Source organism: Pseudomonas sp. FSL R10-0399 (genome assembly GCF_009600165.1).
In the GTDB taxonomy this organism is placed as follows: domain Bacteria; phylum Pseudomonadota; class Gammaproteobacteria; order Pseudomonadales; family Pseudomonadaceae; genus Aquipseudomonas; species Aquipseudomonas helleri.
Genome location: NZ_WIWK01000006.1, coordinates 1 through 21,001, shown reverse-complemented (window position 1 = coordinate 21,001; position 21,001 = coordinate 1). Strand labels below are relative to the sequence as shown.

Sequence of the window (21,001 nt, the reverse complement as noted above, 5' to 3'; positions counted from 1 at the left end):
TTGTACCAGAGGTTTTACGTGCCAACCCTTGCCAGCTTTACCCACCACCAGTTGCCGCTTAACGTCCAGGGCGTGCCGATGAATGTCGCCGCCATCCACCGCGAAGGCCATTTGGCCCCGATTGTGTTCCTGCATGGTTTTGGCTCCACCAAAGAAGACTACGCAGACATTGCCCTGCAGCCAGCATTCGCCGGGCATCCATTCCTGGCCTTCGATGCACCGGGGTGTGGTGAAACCCGCTGCGATGACCTGTCGCGGGTCAGCATTCCATTCCAGCTACAAACCGCCCTTCAGGTATTGGAGCATTTCGGTATTGAGCGCTTTCACGTGGTCGGCCATTCCATGGGCGGGCTGAATGCGCTGTTACTGGCCCACCAGTACCCTGAGCGAGTGCTGAGCTTTGTCGATATCGAAGGCAATATTGCCCCCGAAGACTGTTTTCTCAGCCGCCAGATCGTGGATTACCCGGCCCAGGATCCGCAGGCGTTTTTCAATGCCTTTATCGAACGCACCCGCCAGGTACCGGCATTTGCCAGCGCGCTTTATTCAGCAAGCTTGCGCCACAAGGTACGAGCTGAGGCGGTGCGCGGGATATTCGAGTCGATAGTCGATTTGTCTGATAACGCCGACCTGATGGGCAAATTCCTCAGTCTGAGTTGCCCGCGCCTGTTTATGTATGGCGAACAGAACGCCTCGTTGTCGTACCTGTCATCCATTCAACGTGCGGGCGTGCAACTGGCGCAGATACCGGCCTGCGGACACTTCCCCATGTACTCCAATCCGACCGACATGTGGCGCCGGATCGCCGAGTTCTACGCGCAGCATTCGTAAGCGCTTAACCTCTCAAGGCCTCTGCGGCTTTACCGACATACCAAAGGTATTGCCCATGCGTACGCTGGTGGCTGCAGGGGTCGACAGCCCGATCTGATTCGGTTGGCGCTTTTCCACCGGCACCTGCTGGGCTTCGGTGTTTTTCTGTGCAGCTTTGTCGGCGTTCTGGCCCGTGCCCAACTGCTGGCTCAAACAGTCGTAGTCCGGCGAGCGGTAACCATCCACTTTCACTTCAGTGCAGCCTTTGGTCGCGTCTTCAGCGTGGGCTACCAGAGGCAACGCAGCACACAAAAAAACACCGGCGAGGGCGGGGAGCAATTTCATCGGGGCCTCCATGCGGGCCCGAGGAAAGAGGGCCGCTATCAGGGCGAAGTCTAGAGCAGGTTGTGTGACAGTCGTGCGATGTTTTTTTGCCATCACTGTAACGTCAGTTTCATAAACGCGCTTCAGGATGACGGTTTTCTAGGGCGCGCAAGCAGTGCAGCGAAGCGGAGCAAAGGGCGAGCGCAGGGCTTGGACTCACGCAGCAAGTTGCCTGGCATTGCTGTGGGTGTTGCTGTGGGCACCGCCCGCAATGACGGCAGAGACCGCGCCGCTGCTGGAAATGGACCTGCCCGCGCAAAACCTTGAGCAAGCGTTGCAAGCGTTCAGCCAGGCCACTGGCATGGCCGTGCTGGTGGACCGGGAACTGACCCGCGGGCGGCGTTCAATCGGCGTGCATGGTCGTTACACCGCCCAGCAGGCATTGGGTGTGTTACTGACAGGGAGTGGTCTGATGGCTCGATACGCCAGCAGCGACGCGTTTACCTTGCAAGTGCCTGAAGTCAGTCGCCAGGTTGAGCCGCACGGCGCCAAGGGCAGGGCGGCTGCGGCGCGGATCAACAACAGCTACGCCGCAGCTTTGCAAACGGCCATTGAGCGCAGCTTGTGCGCTTCACCCCTGACCCGTCCCGGCACCTTTCGTGCGCTGGTGCAGGTATGGGTAAATCGTGAAGGTTTGATCGAACACAGCCGGCTGGTCAGCACCACCGGTGATGTACAACGCGATGAAGCATTGGTTCGCAGCCTGGGGGCCACCCGTGTCAATCGACCGGCTCCCAGCTCACTGCGCTCACCGGTGACTTTACTTTTGATGCCTGAAACCGCAGGAACACGCATGGAATGTACAGCAGGGAAAGGAGCCTCGGGGTCATGAAAAATTCCGGGCAGAGTACGATGGTCAGCTTGTTTCTGGCGTCTTACGAGGACTTCAAGGTGCGTTTGCGCAAGCGCCTGGGTTCTGAAGACCTGGCCAGCGATGTGCTGCACGAGACCTATTTGCGGGTAGACCGCATGGAGGTGCCGCCCAACCTGTTGCAACCCAACGCCTACCTGTACCGCATGGCCCTCAATATTGCGGCTGATCGCCGTCAGGCCGATGCGCGCCTGCTCACCGGCAGTGAAATCGAAGACCTGTTGCAACCCAGCGACGAAGCCCTAGACCCTTCACGGGTGGTCGGCGGCCAAAAAGAAATCCAGAGCCTGGTCAAAGCCCTCTATGCGCTGCCACCCCGCCAGCGCAAAATCCTCCTCGCAGCACGTGTCGAAGAAGCCCCGCATCTGGAAATTGCCAAGCGCTACGGTATCTCAACGCGCATGGTTGAAAAGGAAATCAAGGCAGCTTTAGGCTTTTGTGCGCAGCGCCTCGAAAGAAAAGTCATTCAGCGGTTCGGTCCCGGGGCCGGAAAACCGTCTTAAGTAATGAGTCCCTGATAATCCGTGAGAATTGACGCGCTTGAACATTTTTAGCTTCCCCGCTTCCCGGGATCGGTCAAACAGCCAGCTTCAGTCAGAAGCCCGGGACTGGCTGATCCTGCTGACCTCCGGCCAGGCCACGGTTGCTGATGCCAAGGCCCTGAAAAACTGGTGCGCACAGAGCCCCGAGCACGCCCAGGCATTTGAGCAGGCGAAGGTGTTGTGGCAACAGATGGCGCCTGCCGCCGCCCAGGTCCAGCAGCCGCCACGGCATTTTGGCCGCCGTGCATTTCTGGGCGCGGCCATTGCCGCTTCGGCGGCGGTGGTCATGGTGCGGGTCGGTGTGCCGGGTGGTTTTGACGGGCTCACCGCTGACTACCGCACAGCGGTCGGAGAGCAGCGCGGGGTTGATCTGAGTGAAGGTGTTCGTCTTGAACTCAACACTCAGACCCGCGTCAGTCAGCGCGACCAGGGCATCGAATTGCTGGAAGGCGAAGTGGAGGTGCTGGCCAACGCTGCTCAACCGCTCAAGGTACATGCGGGCAAAGGCTGGCTGAGTGCTGCGCAAGCGCGTTTTAACGTACGCAACACTGACCACAGCGTCTGCGTGACGTGCCTGGACGGTTCCGTTGCGGTGCAGGTGAACGGGCGCGACCTGCGTCTGGACAGTGGCCGTCAACTGACCTACACCGCGACTCAGGTCGACGAGCCTGTGGCGGTTGATACCCAAGCGGTGACTGCCTGGCGCGAACAGGTATTGGTGTTCAACAACGCGACGTTGGCGCACATGGTCAACGAGATCAACCGCTACCGCCCCGGCATGCTGGTGTTGCTCAACACTGAACTGGGAAAACGGCGCGTGCAGGCACGCTTCAGCCTGCAACAACTGCCAGGTGTAGCCGTAATGATCCGCGATGCCTACGGCGCCAAATGCACCGAACTGCCGGGTGGCGTGGTGTTGTTGAGTTAATTCCTAGACCTTGAGGAACTGCCGAGGCACGAAGGTTGCGATCTTTTAAAATCTTCGGCAGTTCTTATCAAACACAAACTAAGTCATTGATTTTAAAAGATCTGTAGGAGCGAGCTTGCCTCGCGATCTTTTGATCTTGATTTAAGAGGCTCCGTTAAACCACGCTGGCCGATCGCAGCCTTCGTACCTCGTCAGCGACTACAGTCGCCTGTTTGCTGCGCCACGCTTGGCGTAAACCTGAGCACCGTATCGACTCCGAAGCAACAGCGTTGTTTATGAACTTTCAATGACAATGGTTCAGTCCCGCCCTCTGCCAACTGCCTATCTCCTAAACGTGAAGCTCGCTTTCAAGCGAGAACCAATGAGGATGATTCCAGATGGTCCGTTGCAAACCACCGGTTAACCCGAAAGCCCAAGGCCCTGGCGGCCAACTCACCGTGCGCCTCAAGCCATTGGCCCATGCCATTGCCTTGCTGATGGTGGCGGGTACTGCCCACGGTGCCCCGGCGTTCAGCTCCGGCTGGTTTGCCGATAAGGGTGCGTCTCAGGCTGCAACCGCTGCGCGCAACAATGCTCAAATGCCGAAGATCCCGACGCTGAATCAGCAGGCCAAGGCCAATCAGCAGTTGCAACGGTCTTTGACCACCCTCAACACCAGTGTGGCGGCGATTGCTGCGCAGCAAGCCGCGCAGGCTGCCGGACGGCAAGCGGCGTTGGGGCAGGTGTCGAACATCCCGGACGGGCTGGGCAAAGGGGGTTTGCAAGTCGATAACAGCCTGACCCAAGGCTGGACCAACGCCAAAGGCCCGACGCAAACCCAGGCCGGTGGTAAAACCACCGTGACCATCGAACAGACCGCTGACAAGGCGATCCTCAACTGGGAAACGTTTAACGTCGGACGCAACACCACGGTCGATTTCCAGCAGCAGTCAAACTGGGCCGCGTTGAATCGGGTCAACGATCCGAACGCCAAGCCCAGCGAGATTCAGGGCCAGATCAAGGGCGCCGGTACGGTCATGATCATGAACCGTAACGGCGTGGTGTTCAGCGGTACCAGCCAGGTCAACGTGCGTAATCTGGTGGCCGGTGCGGCGAGCATCACGGATGACCAGTTCACCCAGCGCGGGATTTATGTCGATGTTGACGGCTCAAAACCGACGTTTACCGACGCCGCAGGCAAGGTTGAAGTACAGCGCGGCGCGGTGATTCAGACCCACGCCGCCACGCTGTCCACCGAGTCCGGTGGCTATGCCTTGCTGCTCGGCTCAGAGGTTGAAAACGCCGGCACCATCATCACCGCCAAGGGCCAGACCACCCTGGCCGCAGGCGACAGTTTTTATATCCGCCGTGGCGTCGGGACCTCGGGTAACCAGAACTCCACCACCCGTGGCAACGAAGTCGCGACCAGCCTCAAGGCGGGCAGCACGGCAGGCACGGTCGTCAACAATGGCCTGATCATGGCGTCGATGGGTGACGTGACGCTGACCGGGCACAAGGTCGAGCAAAACGGCGTGGCGCTGGCCAGTACCTCGGTGGACACGCGCGGCACGATCCACCTGCTGAACTCGGTCACCGATAAAACCGGCAGCGTGAGCCTGGGGCAGGGCAGTACCACCGCGATCCTGCTGGACGCCACGGGCAATACCGCGCTTAACAGTCAGCGTGACAGTGGCCTGATCAACCTTGATGGCCGCCCGAACGCGGTCAATATGCCCACCGGGCAGTTCAACCACCTCAGCACCATCAGCGACCGCATCGATCAGTCCCGGGTCGAGATCGTCAGCGGCGGCACGGTGGAATTCAAGGACGGTTCCATCACCTTGGCAACCGGCGGCCAGGTCGCGGTCACCGCGGCTCAGCGCAGCCTGGTCCGCGACGGCGCGATGATCGACGTCTCGGGCGCCGTGGGCGTCAAGGTGTCGATGGAATCCAACAACATCAAGATCAACGTGCAGGGTAACGAGCAGCGAGACGCGCCGGTCAACCGTGACGGCGGCAAACTGATCAACAACGATGTGTGGGTTGATTTGCGCGAACTGGTGTTTGTCCCGGCAGGCACCAACGGCTACGCGACGGATCGTTGGTACACCGCCGGTGGCTTGCTGGAAGTGGGCGGCTACCTCGGTACCCAAGGGCATACCGTGGGCGAGTGGATGGCTCAAGGCGGCACACTGACCTTTACCGGCAATGAAGTGGTCACGGAGAAGAACGCGCAGTTCAACCTGTCGGGCGGCACGGTTGATGTGCAGGGCGGTTACATTCAACAGAGCTGGCTCAAAGGCCCGGACGGCCGCCTGTACGAGCTGTCCCGGGCGCCGGGCGACATTTTGTATTCCGGATTTTACAAAGGTTTTGAAGACGCCAGCCAACGCTGGGGCCGCACAGACTATTACTACAACCCGTTGATTGCTTCGCAGCGCCGCTACGAAGCCGGTTATACCGTGGGCAGTGACGCCGGCAAGCTGGTCATCGGCACCACCAGCGCCGTGCTCGAAGGCCAGTTGATCAGTGATGTGTTCCAGGGCGATCGCCAGATCAAAACCCCGATCATCAACATCGACGCTTACCAACAGTCGCAGAAAGCTGCGGCGCAGCGGGCGCAACTGATCATCGGCAGCTACACGCCGGTGTTCAACAAGAGCACAGGGACCTTGCGCTACAGCTTGAACCCGGTCACCGGCGAGATCGTGTTCGACACGGGCGTCGAAAAAATCGCCAACGGCCTGGACCTTTTGGCTGCCTTGCCGACTGAGCGTCAGGGCAAAATCATTCTCGACAGTGATCAGCTCAATGGCTTTGAGCTGAGCGCAATCAAAGGTTCTGCCAAGCAGCAAATCACGGTCAACAGCGCGCTAAAAGTGGCCGATGGCGGCGATATCACGCTGCTGACCCCACGGGCTGCCATCAATGCCAACCTGACCGCTCACGCAGGCAGCATCAATGCCGGCAACATTTTCCTGCAGGCCGACAGGGAGCGTGACATGGCGGTGGGGGATGTTTACCTGCGGCCAAGCAACGGCACACCGGCGTGGGTCAAGGTGGCTGACGGGGTCAAACTCGACGCGACCGGGCGCTGGAACAACCTGGCGCAGGACGCTGCGAACAACCCTGCCGCGGCCTGGATCAATGGCGGCAAGGTGTCACTGCGCACCACCGGCGACCTGCAGCTGGCGCAAGGCAGTGTGATCGATGTGTCTTCCGGGGCCACCATTGGCCTGGACGGTAAACTCATCGGCGGTAAGGGCGGCAGTGCAACCCTGGCGGCCATGCAGGCACTTGAGTTGGGCAGTGAGCTGCGCGCTTACGGGATCACGGGCGGCGGCACCCTGGCGGTACAGGCGCGCAAGGTGCAGATCGGCGACACCACCACGGCACCCGATGCCGACACCTTGCATGTGTCCGGTGACTTCTTCAAAAAAGGCTTCTCGGCCTACGACATCACCGGTAACGAAGGCCTGCTGGTCACCGACGGTACACAAGTTGATGTTTCGATGCCGGTCTACCATCAGGGTGAACAGGCTGCGACCACGCCAACGGGCAGCGACCCGACCACCGCGCTGGAGCGCTGGACCCCGGCGCTGTACCAGGAAAACGCCCTCAAGGGTGTGTTGACCCAGCGCCGTGGCGCCAGCCTTAACTTGAATGCGGGCACCACCATCGCCTCGGGCGCATTGGCTGCGAGCACCGCCCTGACGGTGGGCAAAGGTGCAGTGGTAAACGTTGATCCCGGCCAGGCGATTAACCTGCGCAGCATCGGACAACTGACGGTCGATGGCACGCTCAACGCCTGGGGCGGCACTGTCAGCCTCGCGGGGCTGGCCAACAGCGAGTCCAATAAAATTGACGCCATCGGCCATGGCCGTTCGATCTGGATCGGCGAGCAGGCGGTCATTGACGTAGCCGCGCGTGCCGTGACGGGTGTTGACAGCCTTGGCCGTGTCTATGGTCAGGTGCGCAATGGCGGGCAGATCATTGTCGGCGGCGATGTCAATCCAGACACCGGCATCGTCAAGGCCAGCGATCTGTTTGTGGTGGTGCGCGAAGGCGCACGCCTGGATGCATCCGGTACTCAAGCCCTGTTGGACATACCGGGGCAGGGCCGCGTCAACGTGGCCAGCAATGGCGGTAACATTGCCTTCGCTTCCAATAATGGCCTGTACCTGGACGGCAGCTTCAACGCCAATGCCGGCGGTTCAGGTGCGGCAGGCGGGCGTCTGTCGTTGGCCCTGGAAGCTCCGTATTACCTGAAGGAACACGTCACCAACCGGGTGTTGCCGGTGCGTGAACTGGTCTTGAGCCAGCAGCATAAAACCATTGCCTTGGCTGACAGTGCCGAAGTAGCGGCAGATTCGTTGGTCTACGGCCACGGCGCACTGGGTGTAGATCAGGTCAAGGCAGGTGGTTTCGACAACCTGACGTTGCTGGTCCGGGGTGTGTTCAGCGTTGACGGTGATATTTCGCTGAACCTGGGGCAAAGCCTGCACCTGTACACCGGTGGCGTCAGCCTGACACGCAACGCCAACCCGACGTCACACGTTAACCTCAGTGCCCCGCATGTGGTCCTCAGCGGCCTGCTGGAACCGGATAAATCCGGCATGGAAGCCTGGACGCGGCCTTACATCGCTGACACGTCGCCGGGGTTTCGCAGCCAGGGCACGCTAATCGTTGACAGCGACCTGCTGGACATTCGCGATCGCGTTGGTTTCGGCGACACGCTGAGCTTTGATAACGTCCAGCTCAACAGCCGCGGCGACCTGCGCTTTCTCGCCGGGCGCGATGGCGGCGATACCTCCAGTGGCTTCAGTACCCAATTGCGTACGGCGGGGGACTTGACCCTGCGTGCCGCAAGAATCTACCCCGGCTCTGAAATCAACGCCCAAGTGTTGGTGGGCGACGTCAACATCATTAACAATCGGTTGGTTTTCGATCCGACCCGCACCCTGACCATCGAAAAGGTCGGCAATGATCACGGCGTGGCCCCGGACTCGGTGTTCGGGCGTCTGCAACTGGGGGCTTACACCATCAAGCAGGGCGGCGTATTGCGTGCGCCGTTGGGGATGATTGAGCTCGGTAACGTGGGCGACTCCCGGGTTGAACTGTTGCCGGGCAGCCTGACGTCGGTCAGCGCCAAAGGCCTGGTACTGCCGTATGGCGGCACCGTGGATGATCAGGTTTATCGCTATAAGGGTAAAAACGTGGTCTTCGTCGGCCAGGGTGGCCTGGGACTGACCGGCAGCGGCGAGCTAACGGTCGGGGTCATTTTTGGGGGGGCCAAGGCGACGGTAATGCCTGGTGCCACACTGGATTTGTCCGGCGGCGGTGAGTTGTTGGGCGCAGGCTTTATTTCCGGACGCGGCGGTTCGACCGATGCACGTTTTAACCCGTTGGTGCAGTTTGGTGCCAACGGCGGCTTTACCTTGCCGAGCCTCGCGACCAACCCGGTCTACGCCATTGTCCCGGGCGTTCAAGCCGGCTATGCACCGGCCACGGGCGAAGCCGGCGCGAGCACGCCGCTGGTGGGCCAGCAAATCACTATCGGCGCAGGCGTACCGGGCTTGCCCGCAGGCACCTACACCTTGATGCCGTCAACGTATGCCTTGAAACCGGGGGCTTTCCGGGTAGAGATCAACGGCCTTGCCGGGCAGGGCAGTGATGGTGCCACCACACTGATGCGCAACGGTTCTTGGTCAACGGCAGGGCAACTGTCGATTATCAATACGGGCATTCACAACAGCATTAACAGCCAGGTGATCCTGACCTCGGCCGACACCTTGCGCCGTTATTCGCAGTTCAACGAAACCAGCTACGCCCAATTCGCCATGGCCGATGCGGCCAGGCTCGGTGTGCCACGGCCCATGCTGGAAGTGGACGCTAAAACCCTCAAGTTGGCATTTACCGGCGGTGGCGGCAAAGACACCTTCACCTTCGACGGCATTGGCAAGTTTGAAGCGGCCAAAGGCGGTTACGGCGGCACCGTGGGCGTTATCAACCTGGGCGGCGCGACCCTCGAGAACCGGTACACCCAAATCGTCGATGCCAACAGCCCCCTGGAGGCTTTCGAAGGGCTGACGCTGACGGCGCAAAGCCTTAACAATCTGAATGCCAAGCGCATCCTTGTTGGCGGATTGCCCCAAGTGGAATATGGCCGTAACGGTAATATCGTCAAGTTCCCTTATGGCGTGAACACTCCGGGCAACTCGGTGTTTCTGCGCAGCGGTGCGACCCTCTCGGCACCTGAAGTGATGATCGTGGCAGGCCCCGGCAGCATCGTGATCGAGCAGGGGGCTTCGATTACCACCCTGGGTCGCGGTGCAGCCGCCTATGACGCTCGCGACGGGTTTGTTTACGAGGGTGTGCCGAGCATGCTGGCCGTGTCCAATGGCCTGATCAATGTGCTGCCTTATGTCAACCGCACCGGCGACCCGACGGGCGATATCCAGATCGGTGTGTGCCCGAGCGGCAACTGTTCGGGCCAGACCACGATCTATTCCGAGGGCAGTATCGTTGCCGCCACCGATAAATCCCTGCAACTGGACGATGCCGTGCGTTATGGCACTCGCCACCTGACGCTGGCCTTGAGCAACATCAACGTCGGCAGCACAGCCGGGCTGGCGGATGCGGCCGCGCGCAAGGTATTGCCAGCGGGCTTGACCCTTAACCAGCAAGTGCTCGAACGCTTGATGCGCGGTGACTCCAGCACCGGTGCCCCGGCGCTGGAAACCCTGCAACTGTCGGCGGGCCAGGCGTTCAACTTCTATGGCAGCACGCTGCTGGACACCTACGACGCCCAGACCGGCAAGTCGTTGCTGAACAATCTGGTGCTGTCGACCCCGGCGATCTACGGCTTGGGCAATGCCGAAGATGTCGCGACCATCCACACCGCCAATCTGATCTGGCAAGGTGCCACGGGCGCACCGGGCGCGGTCATCACTGACGGCGCCGGGACCGGCAGCGGACGCCTGGATATCAACGCCGAGCGTATCGAGTTTGGTTATGGTCCGTTCGCCCAGCCCAGCAGCAACACCGTGTTTGACCGTCTGGTGCTGGGTTTTGCCAACGTCAACCTGAATGCCAGCGATCGCATCACCGCCAATTACAAAGGCAGCCTGTCGGTGTACCAACGCCAGGGCGCGTATGACCCGGTCACAGGCTTTGCTTATAGCGGCGGCAATCTCAACATCGTGACGCCATTAATGACCGGTGAAGGTGGTTCACTGAACCGCATTACCGCGGGCGGTGCGATTGATATCTCTTCATCTGGCGGCCCTCGTGGCGCGGTCAACGGCTACGGTGGCGAGCTCTCCTTCAAGGGCGACACCCTTCGCCTGGCCTCGGCGGTGGTGCTGCCGAGCGGCAAAGTCACGCTGGACGCCACAGGCGATGTGGTGTTGACCGATGAATCGTTGATCGACGTGGCCGGTCGTGCCGTGGTGTTCAACGACATCACTAAATACGGCGCAGGCGGAAATGTATTACTCGACAGCCGTCACGGTAATATCCGCCAGGCGGCGGGCTCGACCATCGACCTGTCAGCCAAACACAACCAGGGTGGCAAACTGCGCGCCGTGGCGCTTGACGCGGCGGGCGGTATGGTCGATCTGCAAGGCAAGATCCTGGGCGGCAACAGCGGTTACTACAATGCCGGTGGCACCCTTGTGCCGTATCAGGGCAGCAGCGTCGAAGTCCAGGCCCAGCGCCTGGTTGCCACAGGCTCGCAGGATCAGCAGTTTGCAGCGCTCAACCAGCGTCTCAATGACGGCGAAGTTTTCGGCGCCCGCAGCTTCCAGCTCAAGCAGGGTGACCTGACCATCGGTAACGGACTCAAAGCCAATACCATCAACGTCTCGGTCGACAACGGCACGCTGCGTGTCACAGGCATGGTGGACGCCAGCGGTGAACGCGTAGGCAGCATCAACCTTGCGGGCAAGCATGGCCTGACCCTGGACGGCAGCGCGGTACTCGATGCCCACGGCAGCCAGGTGCGTGTCGACAGCTACGGCAAAATCATCGATTCACCGAACCGGGCGATGGTGGTGCTGGGTTCCGGCACCGGACAACTGACCCTGGCGGACGGCGTGCGCATCGACCTGCGTCACGGCACTGCGGGCACGCCGGGCAATGACGGGCGCAACCGCGGCACCCTGGAAATGAACGCGCCGCGCCTGAACAACAACGACATCGCCATTGATGCCAGCGGGCGTCTGGACATTCAAGGCGCGCGGGCAATCACCCTGAACGGCATGGCGACCTACGACGACGCCCCCGTGATGACCGATCCGACCGCCAGCGGCAGGCCGTATCAGGTGATTGATCAGGCGTATCTGGATGGCAAGCACGCCTTGAGCACGGCGTTTATCAATGCCGCGTTGCAAAACAGCAACCTGCTGAACAACAAGCTGGCCGGGTTGAACAACGCCACCTACGCCGACGCTTTCCACCTGCGTCCGGGTGTGGAAATCATCAGCAACACCGCGAATGGCGATCTGGTGGTGCAGGGCGATGTCGACCTGTCCGGCTATCGCTACGCCAGTCTCAACCGCAACAGCCAGAAAACCTCGGTGTACGGCTCGGGTGAGTCCGGCAGCCTGACCTTGCGTGCCGGGGGCGACCTGAGCATCTACGGCAGCATCAACGATGGCTTCGCGCCACCGCCGGAAACAATGGATGACAACGGCTGGGTGTTGTTGAAAGGTCGAGACTTTACCAGCGGCGATACCATCGTGCCGGGCAATGGCGTGGTTCTGGCGGATGGCACCACCTACATGGCCGGCTCGGTACTGAACTACGATTTGCCGATCAAAGCCATGACCGTGGAGGCCGGTACGCGTTTGCCTGCGCGGGCAACATTGGCACAAGCGCTGACCTTGCCTGCCGGCACCGTGTTGGCGGCTGCGGTACTCGACGCTTCGGGCAACACGCTGCTGGCAGCAGGCACCTTGCTGAACCAGCCGTACACCTTGCAAGCCGGTACTCAACTGGAAGCCGGGACCTTGTTGGGTCAGTCCGCTTCGCTGCACGCCATGACCTGGCCTAAAGGGGTGCCATTGCCTGGCATGGCACGGCCCCTGAATACGATTGAAAATACCGTCACCCTGGATGGCGACATGACCTTGGCGCGCGGTGCGCTGATTCCGGTGGGCACCAACGTCAAGTTGGTGGGCGACGTGGATTCGATTCAGTTGCGCCCTGAAGTGGCCGGGCGTCAGGGTAAAGTCTGGGCCATTGCACCGATGCTGGCCGAGGGCTCGCAGTCGTGGTCGTTGCGTCTGGTTGCCGGGGCGGACACGGAGGCAGCCGACAGCCGCCTGCTTCAGCCGCACCCGAGTACCGGTACATTGCGCCTGGCCGACAGCCACTACGGCATGTTTGCCAAAGAGTTGCCACCTAAAGGCGTGCTGGTCTGGACTGCCTACGCGGTCAATGATCTTGGTGATGCGGGGGTTGTGGTCAAGGAAGGTGATCCGATAGATCAATCGGTTCTGGATGAGTTTGGTCTGGGCACGATTGCCGAGTTCTGCAGCAACTTTGCGGAGTATTGCCAGGCCAAAACCACCTATGTGTGGACCGAGTACGCCGCGGCCGACCTTGAGAGCATCGGTATCATCGTTGAGGTGGGCGGTGTGATCGATGACCAGTTCCTTGCGGACCTGGGGGTTGAAGGCGGCGCGTCTAAGTTCTGTGTAGATTCACCGGACTATTGCTTGTCCAAGAGCCCCAAGGAGTATGCACCGCTGCCTACCAGTTCGAGCTTCAGCGTCGTGCGTACCGGCACCGGCGACCTGCAATTGCTCAGCGGTGGCAACCTGAGCGTGGACTCGTCTTACGGCGTTTACACGGCGGGTACTTCGTCTACCGGTACTTACGCGGGCGATCCTTTCAACCAGCCACGGGCGTTGCTGGGCGGCAGCACTGTGCTCAAGGAAAACCCCAGCTACTTCGAGCAGTTCGTCAACGGTGGCAGCGAAAGCCTGTACCGCGCCTGGTACCCCGAGGCGGGCGGTAACCTGACGCTGAACGTCAATGGCAACCTCACCGGCAACCTCGACAACGGCGGGCGCTATAGCCAGTTCAGACCCAACCCCGATGACTACGGCAACAACCGGGCGGATGTCGGTAACTGGCTCTGGCGTCAGGGCAGCGGCGACGTGGCTACGGGCGGGCAGGCGCAGCCGACGGCCTGGTGGATCAACTTTGGTACGTACACCAACATCATTTCTGACAACCTGATTGGCTTCACCGGCTTCGGTACCTTGGGTGGCGGTGACCTGGACGTGACCGTAGGGGGCGACGCGGGCTCCTTGAAAGCACCGACACCCACGCCCGATGGCAATAACAAACGCACCCAGGGCCTGGTGCTGGCCGTTGGCAGCACGGGCCGGGTGAGCAGCGATGGCAGCTTGCAACTCACCGGTGGCGGCGACCTGCGTCTGCAAGTCAGCGGTGCGCTTAACCCTCAGGCTCTCATCGAAACGCTCGGCAATCGTGACGGTGTGCTGGTCAACACGCGAGGCAATGTGCAAGTGCAGGCCGGCAGTATCGGGCGCATCGACACTGTCTACGGCACTTCGGCCCAGGTGCCGGGTGATGTACGTGCAGCAGAACCGTTGCGCGCCAGCCGCAGCAAACCGCAAGGCGGGATAACCCTGGTGGCAGGCGATGCCACGTTCAGCCTGCACACCTTGGGCGACCTGGTGGTACAAACGGTTGAGGATGCAGGGCGTGTGACGCAGTACAACCGATCGGCCTTCAGCCGTGATGGTCTCAATGGCGGCTCCAGCAGCTGGTTTACCTTGTGGACGCCTGATACGGCCGTCGACCTGTATGCCGAAGGGGGCAACCTGACGCCGTTCATGGTGGGCTCGAACACCGACATGGCAGTGGTGTACCCATCAATCCTCAGGGCGACCGCCGCCAGCGGCAGTTTTTACTACGGCAAGGCCGGCACCACCCGTGATTACGCGAGCTACACCTACCCGCTGCTCCTGGCACCGGGCAAAAACGGGCAGCTGCAGTTCCTTGCGCAGGACTCGATTTACGCCGGTGGCTTTAGCGTTACCCAATCCAGTACAGCGCTCAGCAGCATCGCTACCCCGTGGAATCCGGCCTTTTTTGCCACACTTGGGCGGCAGAACTACAGCAACCTGTCACAAACCGGCAACTACGGCACTTACGGCAATGGCGGGCTGTCACTGTTTACGTTTGGTCCGGGTACAGCCTCTGAAGCGTTGAGCAATAGCGCTGATCCTGCGCGCTTCTATGCAGTGAAGGGTGACCTTGTGGGCGTCAACAGCGGCCGGATCATTGCGTACCAAAACGCCAACGTGGCCCATGTCGGCGAGACCTGGTACGAAGGCAGTCGCCCGGTGTGGATGATGGCAGGGCGCGATATTGTCAGCAGCGGTGCCAACCCGGGTGACAATGGCGAGATTTATCCGGGTGTGATCACCACGGGTAACCTGTTCGTTCATAACAACGCGACCGACATCTCCATCGTCTCGGCCGGGCGCGACATCATTTACAGCAGCTTCAACATTGCCGGCCCGGGCGGGCTGGAGATCACCGCCGGGCGCAGCATCGTCATGGACGACAAGGTCAGCGTGACCAGCATCGGGCCGATCATTGCCGGTGATTTGCGTCAAGGTGCGAGCATTGCCATGCAGGCCGGTACGGGCGCCAACGGTGTGGACTACCAGCGTTTTGTCGAGGCTTACCTCAATCCGGCTAACCAATTGGCTGCGGGTGAACCGTTGTCAGTGTCGGGCGGTAAAGTGGCCAAGACCTACGAGAAAGAGCTGGTGGCATGGTTGGCTGAACGCTTCGGTTTTGCCGGTGACAGCGCGCAGGCAGTGGCTTACTTCAACCAATTGCCAGGCGAGCAGCAGCGCGTGTTTGCCCGCGAGGTGTATTTTGCCGAGCTGCAGGCAGGCGGTCGCGAGTACAACCAGGCCGGTGGCGTGCGTGAAGGCAGCTATGCCCGTGGCCGGGCTGCGATTGCGGCGCTGTTCCCGGAAAAGGACGTGGCGGGTAACCCAATCGCTTATCAGGGTGACATCCGCATGTTTGGCGGCTCCGGGGTTCACACCGACTTCGGTGGCGCCATCCAGATGCTCACCCCGGGCGGCAGCCAGACATTCGGCATCGAGGGTGTCGCACCGCCAGCTTCGGCGGGCGTCATCACCCAGGGCGCGGGCAATATCCAGCTGTACTCACAGGGCAGCATCCTGCTGGGCCAAAGCCGGATCATGACCACCTTCGGGGGTTCGATCATGGGTTGGTCAGCCGAGGGTGACATCAACGCCGGCCGGGGCTCGAAAACCACTGTGGTTTACACACCGCCGAAACGCACCTATGACAACTGGGGCAACGTCGCCCTGTCGCCTTCGGTGCCAAGTACCGGTGCGGGTATTGCCACGCTTAACCCGATCCCGGAAGTCCCGGCAGGCGACATCGACCTGATTGCACCCTTGGGCACCATTGACGCGGGCGAGGCGGGGATTCGCGTATCGGGCAACATCAACATCGCCGCCTTGCGTGTCGTCAACGCTGCGAACATCCAGACCCAAGGCAAATCGTCCGGGGTGCCGGTGTCGGCAACCGTCAACACTGGAGCCTTGTCTTCTGCCAGCTCGGCGGGCGCGGCAGCGTCCCAGGCAGCCGACAACGCCGCGCGCAACCAGCAGGCGGCGGCGCGGCAGCAACGTGCATCAATCGTCACCGTTGAAGTCTTGAGCTTTGGCAGTGAGCCGGTGCAACACGGGCCGGAACAAACCCGGGCGCAGCCCGGTTACAACCCCAACAGCCCAGTGCAGGTGCTGGGCGCCGGGCCATTGAGTGAACAGGCACGTGCGAGCTTGACCGACGAGGAGCGGGGTCAGATCAGCCTGTAACCGCAGCACATTTTTGTAGTTCGACCTTGGGGTGATCATTGATCACCCCTTTTTTTTGGGCTCCTCATTTCGCTGTAGGAGCGAGCTTGTCTCGCGATCTTTTAACGATCAAAAGATCGCGAGACAAGCTCGCTCCTACAGGGACTTTGGGTCCTGTTTAAAAAGATGAATGAAGCTTTTATGACATCAGTTCGGTAGCCCCCGACCACGCCGGTCTTACCTGTGTAACGCGCTAGGCAACGGGTTTTATTACGGCAATTTAGGGGGCGGTGTGGAGCATTTGTTCAAGTCAATCAGGCCGGTCGGCGGCGCAGCGCTGTGCTGGCTGGCGCTGGCGCAGCCGGTACTGGCGCAAGAGCAAGGCGCGCAGGCGCAAGGTGCAGAGCGGCGGGTAGACGTCAACGAGTACTTCGTACGCGGCAATACCGTGCTCGACGCGCAGGCCATCGAAGAAGCGGTGTATCCCTTCCTGGGGCCGCAAAAAACCTTGAGTGATATCGAGGGCGCCCGCGATGCCCTGCAGAAGACTTACCAGGACCGCGGCTATCAATCGGTGTTTATCGAACTGCCCGAGCAGAAAGTCGACGACGGCATCGTGTACCTGCAAGTCAGCGAAACCAAAGTCGGGCGGGTCCGGGTGGTGGGCGCCAAGCACTATTCGCCTGTCGAAATCCGGGAAGAAGTGCCGGGCCTCAAGGAAGGCACCGTGCCGGATTTCACCAGCGTGCAAACCCAGCTCGCGGGCATCAACCGCAACGCCGGGCGCCAGGTCACGCCACTGGTCCACGAAGGGCAACGCCCCGGCACCATGGACATTGACCTGCAAGTCGAAGACCAAAGCCCCTGGCATGCCAGCCTGGGCCTGAACAATGACTACAGCGCCGACACCAAAAGGCTGCGCAGCGTCGCCACCGTGGGTTACGACAACCTCTGGCAGTTGGGCCACAGCGTTTCCCTGACGTTCTTCACCGCCCCGCAAGACATGGATAACGCCAAAGTCTGGTCCGGTTCTTATACCGCGCCTTTGAGCGAACGCTGGAGCCTGCAGTTCTCGGGTTATCAGTCGGACAGCAACATTGCCACCATCGGCGGCAGCAACGTCCTGGGTAAAGGTCATTCTTACGGTGTGTCGGCTATCTACAGCCTGCCGTCGAGCGGTACGTGGGCCAACTCGCTGTCGGCCGGGGTCGATTTCAAAGACTTCGATGAGCAACTGCGTTTTGGCGAAAGCAACGACAAGGTGCCGCTCAAGTACGCGCCGCTGACCTTTGGCTACAACGGTTACAACTACACCGAGCAAACACAGCTGGGGCTGGGCCTGAACCTGGTGATCGGCACCCGGGCCTTTTTCGGTTACGGCAGCGACTCCCAGGAGTTTCGCGACAAGCGCTGGGATGCCAGCCCGAGCTTCGCCGTGCTCAAGGGCGACGCCAACCTGACTTCTACGTTCAAGAACGACTGGCAACTGGCGTCCAAGGTCGGCTTCCAGTTGGCCTCTGGCCCGCTGGTGTCCAACGAACAGTATTCCGCCGGCGGCGCCACCTCGGTGCGCGGTTACCTCGCCGCCGAGCGCACCGGTGACGAAGGCTACCTGCTCTCGCAAGAAGTGCGCACCCCGTCGCTGGCCAAATACCTCGGCAGTTACGTGCAGGAATGGCGCTTTTACGCCTTTGCCGACGCGGCACAGCTGTACCTGCGCGACGCGCTGGAAGAGCAAGAAGACGACTACCGCCTGGCCAGTGTCGGCCTCGGCACCCGCGCCAGTTTGAGCAAGTGGCTGTCCGGCAGCCTGGACTGGGGCTACCCGCTGGTCGATGGCCCGAACACCCAAAAACATGACTCTCGACTGCACTTCAGTGTGCAGGCGACTTTCTGATTCGCTTTCACGGAGATCCGTTCACATGCAACGCATATTAATGAGTCTGTTGATTTGCCTGGGCTTCGCGCTCCCGGCCACTGCCCATGCCTGGTGGCAGGATGACTGGCACTACCGCAAACAGATTTCGGTGGACACCACGCCACAAGGCGCGGCCATTAATGACTCGCTGGGCCGCACAGCGTTGCTGGTTCGTTTGCACACCGGCAACTTCACCTTTGACGGGGTCAAGGAAGACGGTTCAGACCTGCGCTTTGTCAGTGCTGACGACAAGACGGTGTTCAATCACCAGATCGAAAGTTTTGACCCGCTGATGGGCATGGCGCTGATCTGGGTCGATGTACCCAAGGTCGAAGGCGGCCAGCGTCAAGACCTGTGGATGTACTACGGCAATCAGAAAGCCGCGGCCACTTCGAACGGTCAGTTGACATTCGATCCGAACTACACCGCGCTTTACCATTTTGAAGGCGCTAACGGCACACCGGCACGTGACACCACGGCGTACGGCAACACTGCACAAAACGCCACCGGCACCAGCATTGACGGAGTTATCGGGCGTGCCTTGCAGTTTGGCGGCCAACCTGTGTTGCTGCCTGCCAGCCCGTCGCTGCAACACAACGCGGGCGCTGCGTTCACCTTCAGCACCTGGTTGCGTCTGGACCAGCCGGCCGGTGAGCAACTGTTGCTGGCCCGCCGTGAAGCCGGTCACAGCCTGTTGGTCGGTGCCGATCAGGGCGTGCCTTTTGTTGAAATCGACGGCCACCGTGCCGTCTCGAACCAGCCCCTGAACCCGGGCCAATGGCAACACCTGGCACTGACTAGCGAAGGCGAAAAAACCTCGTTGTTTGTCAACGGCCGTGAAGCCGCCAGCCTGGCAGTGGCCATGCCTGCCTTCAACTCGCCGATGGCCATTGGTGCTGATGTGCCGCAGGCCGCTGACGCTGAGCCAAGCCACTACCAACCGTTGAACGGGGCCATTGACGAATTGCGCCTGTCCAAGGTCGCACGCCCGGCCAGCCTGTTGTTGGCAGATGCGACTGCGCAGGGTTCCGAGTCCAAGCTGGTTGCCTATGGCGTTGATGAAGAACAGTCGGGCTTCGGCTTCGGCAGCCTGGGTTTCCTGTTCAATGCCGTGCCGATGGATGCCTGGATCATCATTCTGGTGCTGGTGGGCATGATGATTCAGTCGTGGATCATCATGATCCGCAAGAACCGCATGGTCACTCGCGTCAGCAAGGCCAACGAAGTGTTCCGCGAGCAGTTCGCCCAAGTTGGTACGCGTCTGGAAATGTTTGCCGATGACAAGGCCCTGGCCGAGCGTCTGACCCATTCGCCGCTGTGGCGCCTGTACTTGGTGGCGGTCAAGGAAATCCGTACCCGCCGTGCCCAGGGCGCTGATACCTCGTCGGTGTCTGCCGCCACCATCGAAGCCATCCGTTGCTCCATGGACGGTGTGCGCACCCGTGAAAACCAGCAACTGAGCTCAAAGCTCTCGACCCTCTCTAATGCCATCGCCGGCGGCCCTTACATCGGCCTGCTCGGTACGGTCATGGGGATCATGGTGGTGTTCCTCGGCACCGCGATGGCCGGTGACGTGAACATCAACGCGATTGCACCGGGTATGGCGGCCGCCTTGCTGGCCACGGCCATGGGCCTGTTCGTCGCGATCCCGGCACTGTTTGGCTACAACCGCCTGATTACCCGCAACAAGGAAGTCAGCGCTGACATGCGGGTGTTCGTCGATGAGTTCATCACCCGCCTGGCGGAAATGCACGGCGAGAGCCAATTCAGTGAAGCAGCGCATCAGCGCGGCCATCACGCCAACGCCGCCTTGCCGGCCTGAGGAGAAACGTCATGGCTTCTGTAAACGCCGCCCACGACGATGACGATGATGCCGCCGTCGACAGCATCAATATCACGCCCCTGGTGGACGTGCTGATGGTGGTGTTGGTGATGTTCATCCTCACCGCCACCGCACAAGTGTCGGGCATCCAGATCCACCTGCCTAAAGCCAGTGCTTCGGTGTCGTTATCCGAAGCCAAGACCAAGGCGATTTCGGTGAACGATGCCGGGCAGGTGTTCCTCGACGCTTACCCGGTCACCTTGAGCGAACTGGAAGAGCGCCTGCGTATCGAGAAGGCACAAAGCCCGGATTTTCCGGTCATCGTGCGCGGTGACGCCATGGTCCAGTACCAGAAAGTCATTGAAGTGCTCGACCTGCTGCGCCGCCTGGAGTTGTCCCAGGTCGGTCTGGTCACCGGCAAACCGAGTCAGGGCTGATATGACATGAGCGCACAGACTCCAAACACGCTCTTGCGCCCGCTGAAATGGGGCGCAGGCCTGCTGCTGGGCGGTGTTGCTGCCTGGTTTATCTGGCAGTGGGCCAATGACATGAGTGGCGTACGCCGGGAGGCGCCGAAGGTGCCAACAATTATCCCGTTGCCGCCACCACCGCCACCGCCGCCGGAAAAACCCAAGGAGCCTGAGCCGCAGGTGGAAAAAAAGGTGGTTGAGCCCGAGCCGTCACCGGAGCCCGAAGACGTCAAGCCCGAGGAAGAAGCGCCGCCGTCACCGGCGGATGACCTGGCCAACCCGATGCAGATCGATGGCGACGCCCAGGCCGGTAACGACGGGTTCAACGTCGGCGCGGGCAAGGGCAGCGGCATGGCCGGTTCTGGCGGTGGCGGCCTGGGTACCGGGACG

General features: G+C 60.9%; 9 protein-coding genes and 1 pseudogene. 9 read left to right on the top strand and 1 reads right to left on the bottom strand.

From position 1 onward, the window contains the following. Nucleotides 1-78: 78 nt before the first annotated feature. On the top strand, nucleotides 79-831 hold the full coding sequence (locus GHO41_RS02965; protein ID WP_153432962.1) for an alpha/beta fold hydrolase: 753 nt from the start codon (nucleotides 79-81) through the stop codon (nucleotides 829-831). A 12-nt stretch (nucleotides 832-843) separates the two neighbouring features. Here the strand turns inward: GHO41_RS02965 and GHO41_RS02960 are convergent, their stop codons facing one another. Next, nucleotides 844-1,155, bottom strand: coding sequence for a hypothetical protein (locus GHO41_RS02960; protein WP_153432914.1), 312 nt, complete (start codon nucleotides 1,153-1,155; stop codon nucleotides 844-846). 250 nt (nucleotides 1,156-1,405) lie between these two features. Between GHO41_RS02960 and GHO41_RS02955 the strand changes: the two genes are divergently transcribed. From GHO41_RS02955 to GHO41_RS02920, 8 genes and pseudogenes are all read left to right on the top strand, one after another. Further along, nucleotides 1,406-2,026, top strand: coding sequence for an STN domain-containing protein (locus GHO41_RS02955; RefSeq protein ID WP_153326358.1), 621 nt, complete (start codon nucleotides 1,406-1,408; stop codon nucleotides 2,024-2,026). Beyond that, nucleotides 2,023-2,568 carry an RNA polymerase sigma factor gene (locus GHO41_RS02950; protein ID WP_153332553.1) on the top strand — a complete coding sequence of 182 codons (546 nt, stop codon included), beginning with the start codon at nucleotides 2,023-2,025 and terminating at the stop codon, nucleotides 2,566-2,568. The genes GHO41_RS02955 and GHO41_RS02950 overlap by 4 nt, the downstream gene beginning before the upstream one ends. A 37-nt stretch (nucleotides 2,569-2,605) precedes the next feature. Further along, nucleotides 2,606-3,535: a FecR domain-containing protein gene (locus GHO41_RS02945; RefSeq protein ID WP_153432913.1), complete on the top strand. Its 930-nt coding sequence runs from the start codon at nucleotides 2,606-2,608 to the stop codon at nucleotides 3,533-3,535. Between the two features lie 377 nt (nucleotides 3,536-3,912). After that, on the top strand, nucleotides 3,913-16,422 hold the full coding sequence (locus tag GHO41_RS02940) for a filamentous hemagglutinin family protein (RefSeq protein WP_153432912.1): 12,510 nt from the start codon (nucleotides 3,913-3,915) through the stop codon (nucleotides 16,420-16,422). Nucleotides 16,423-16,693: 271 nt separating this feature from the next. Further along, complete coding sequence (locus GHO41_RS02935) at nucleotides 16,694-18,298, top strand: ShlB/FhaC/HecB family hemolysin secretion/activation protein (RefSeq protein WP_178109959.1); 1,605 nt, start codon at nucleotides 16,694-16,696, stop codon at nucleotides 18,296-18,298. Nucleotides 18,299-18,323: 25 nt separating this feature from the next. Next, on the top strand, nucleotides 18,324-20,141 hold the full coding sequence (locus tag GHO41_RS02930) for a DUF2341 domain-containing protein (protein WP_153432911.1): 1,818 nt from the start codon (nucleotides 18,324-18,326) through the stop codon (nucleotides 20,139-20,141). 11 nt (nucleotides 20,142-20,152) lie between these two features. Next, nucleotides 20,153-20,578, top strand: a complete 426-nt coding sequence (locus GHO41_RS02925; RefSeq protein WP_048372120.1) for a biopolymer transporter ExbD — start codon at nucleotides 20,153-20,155, stop codon at nucleotides 20,576-20,578. A gap of 6 nt (nucleotides 20,579-20,584) precedes the next feature. Beyond that, nucleotides 20,585-21,001, top strand: a pseudogene (locus GHO41_RS02920) (energy transducer TonB); the annotation flags it as partial.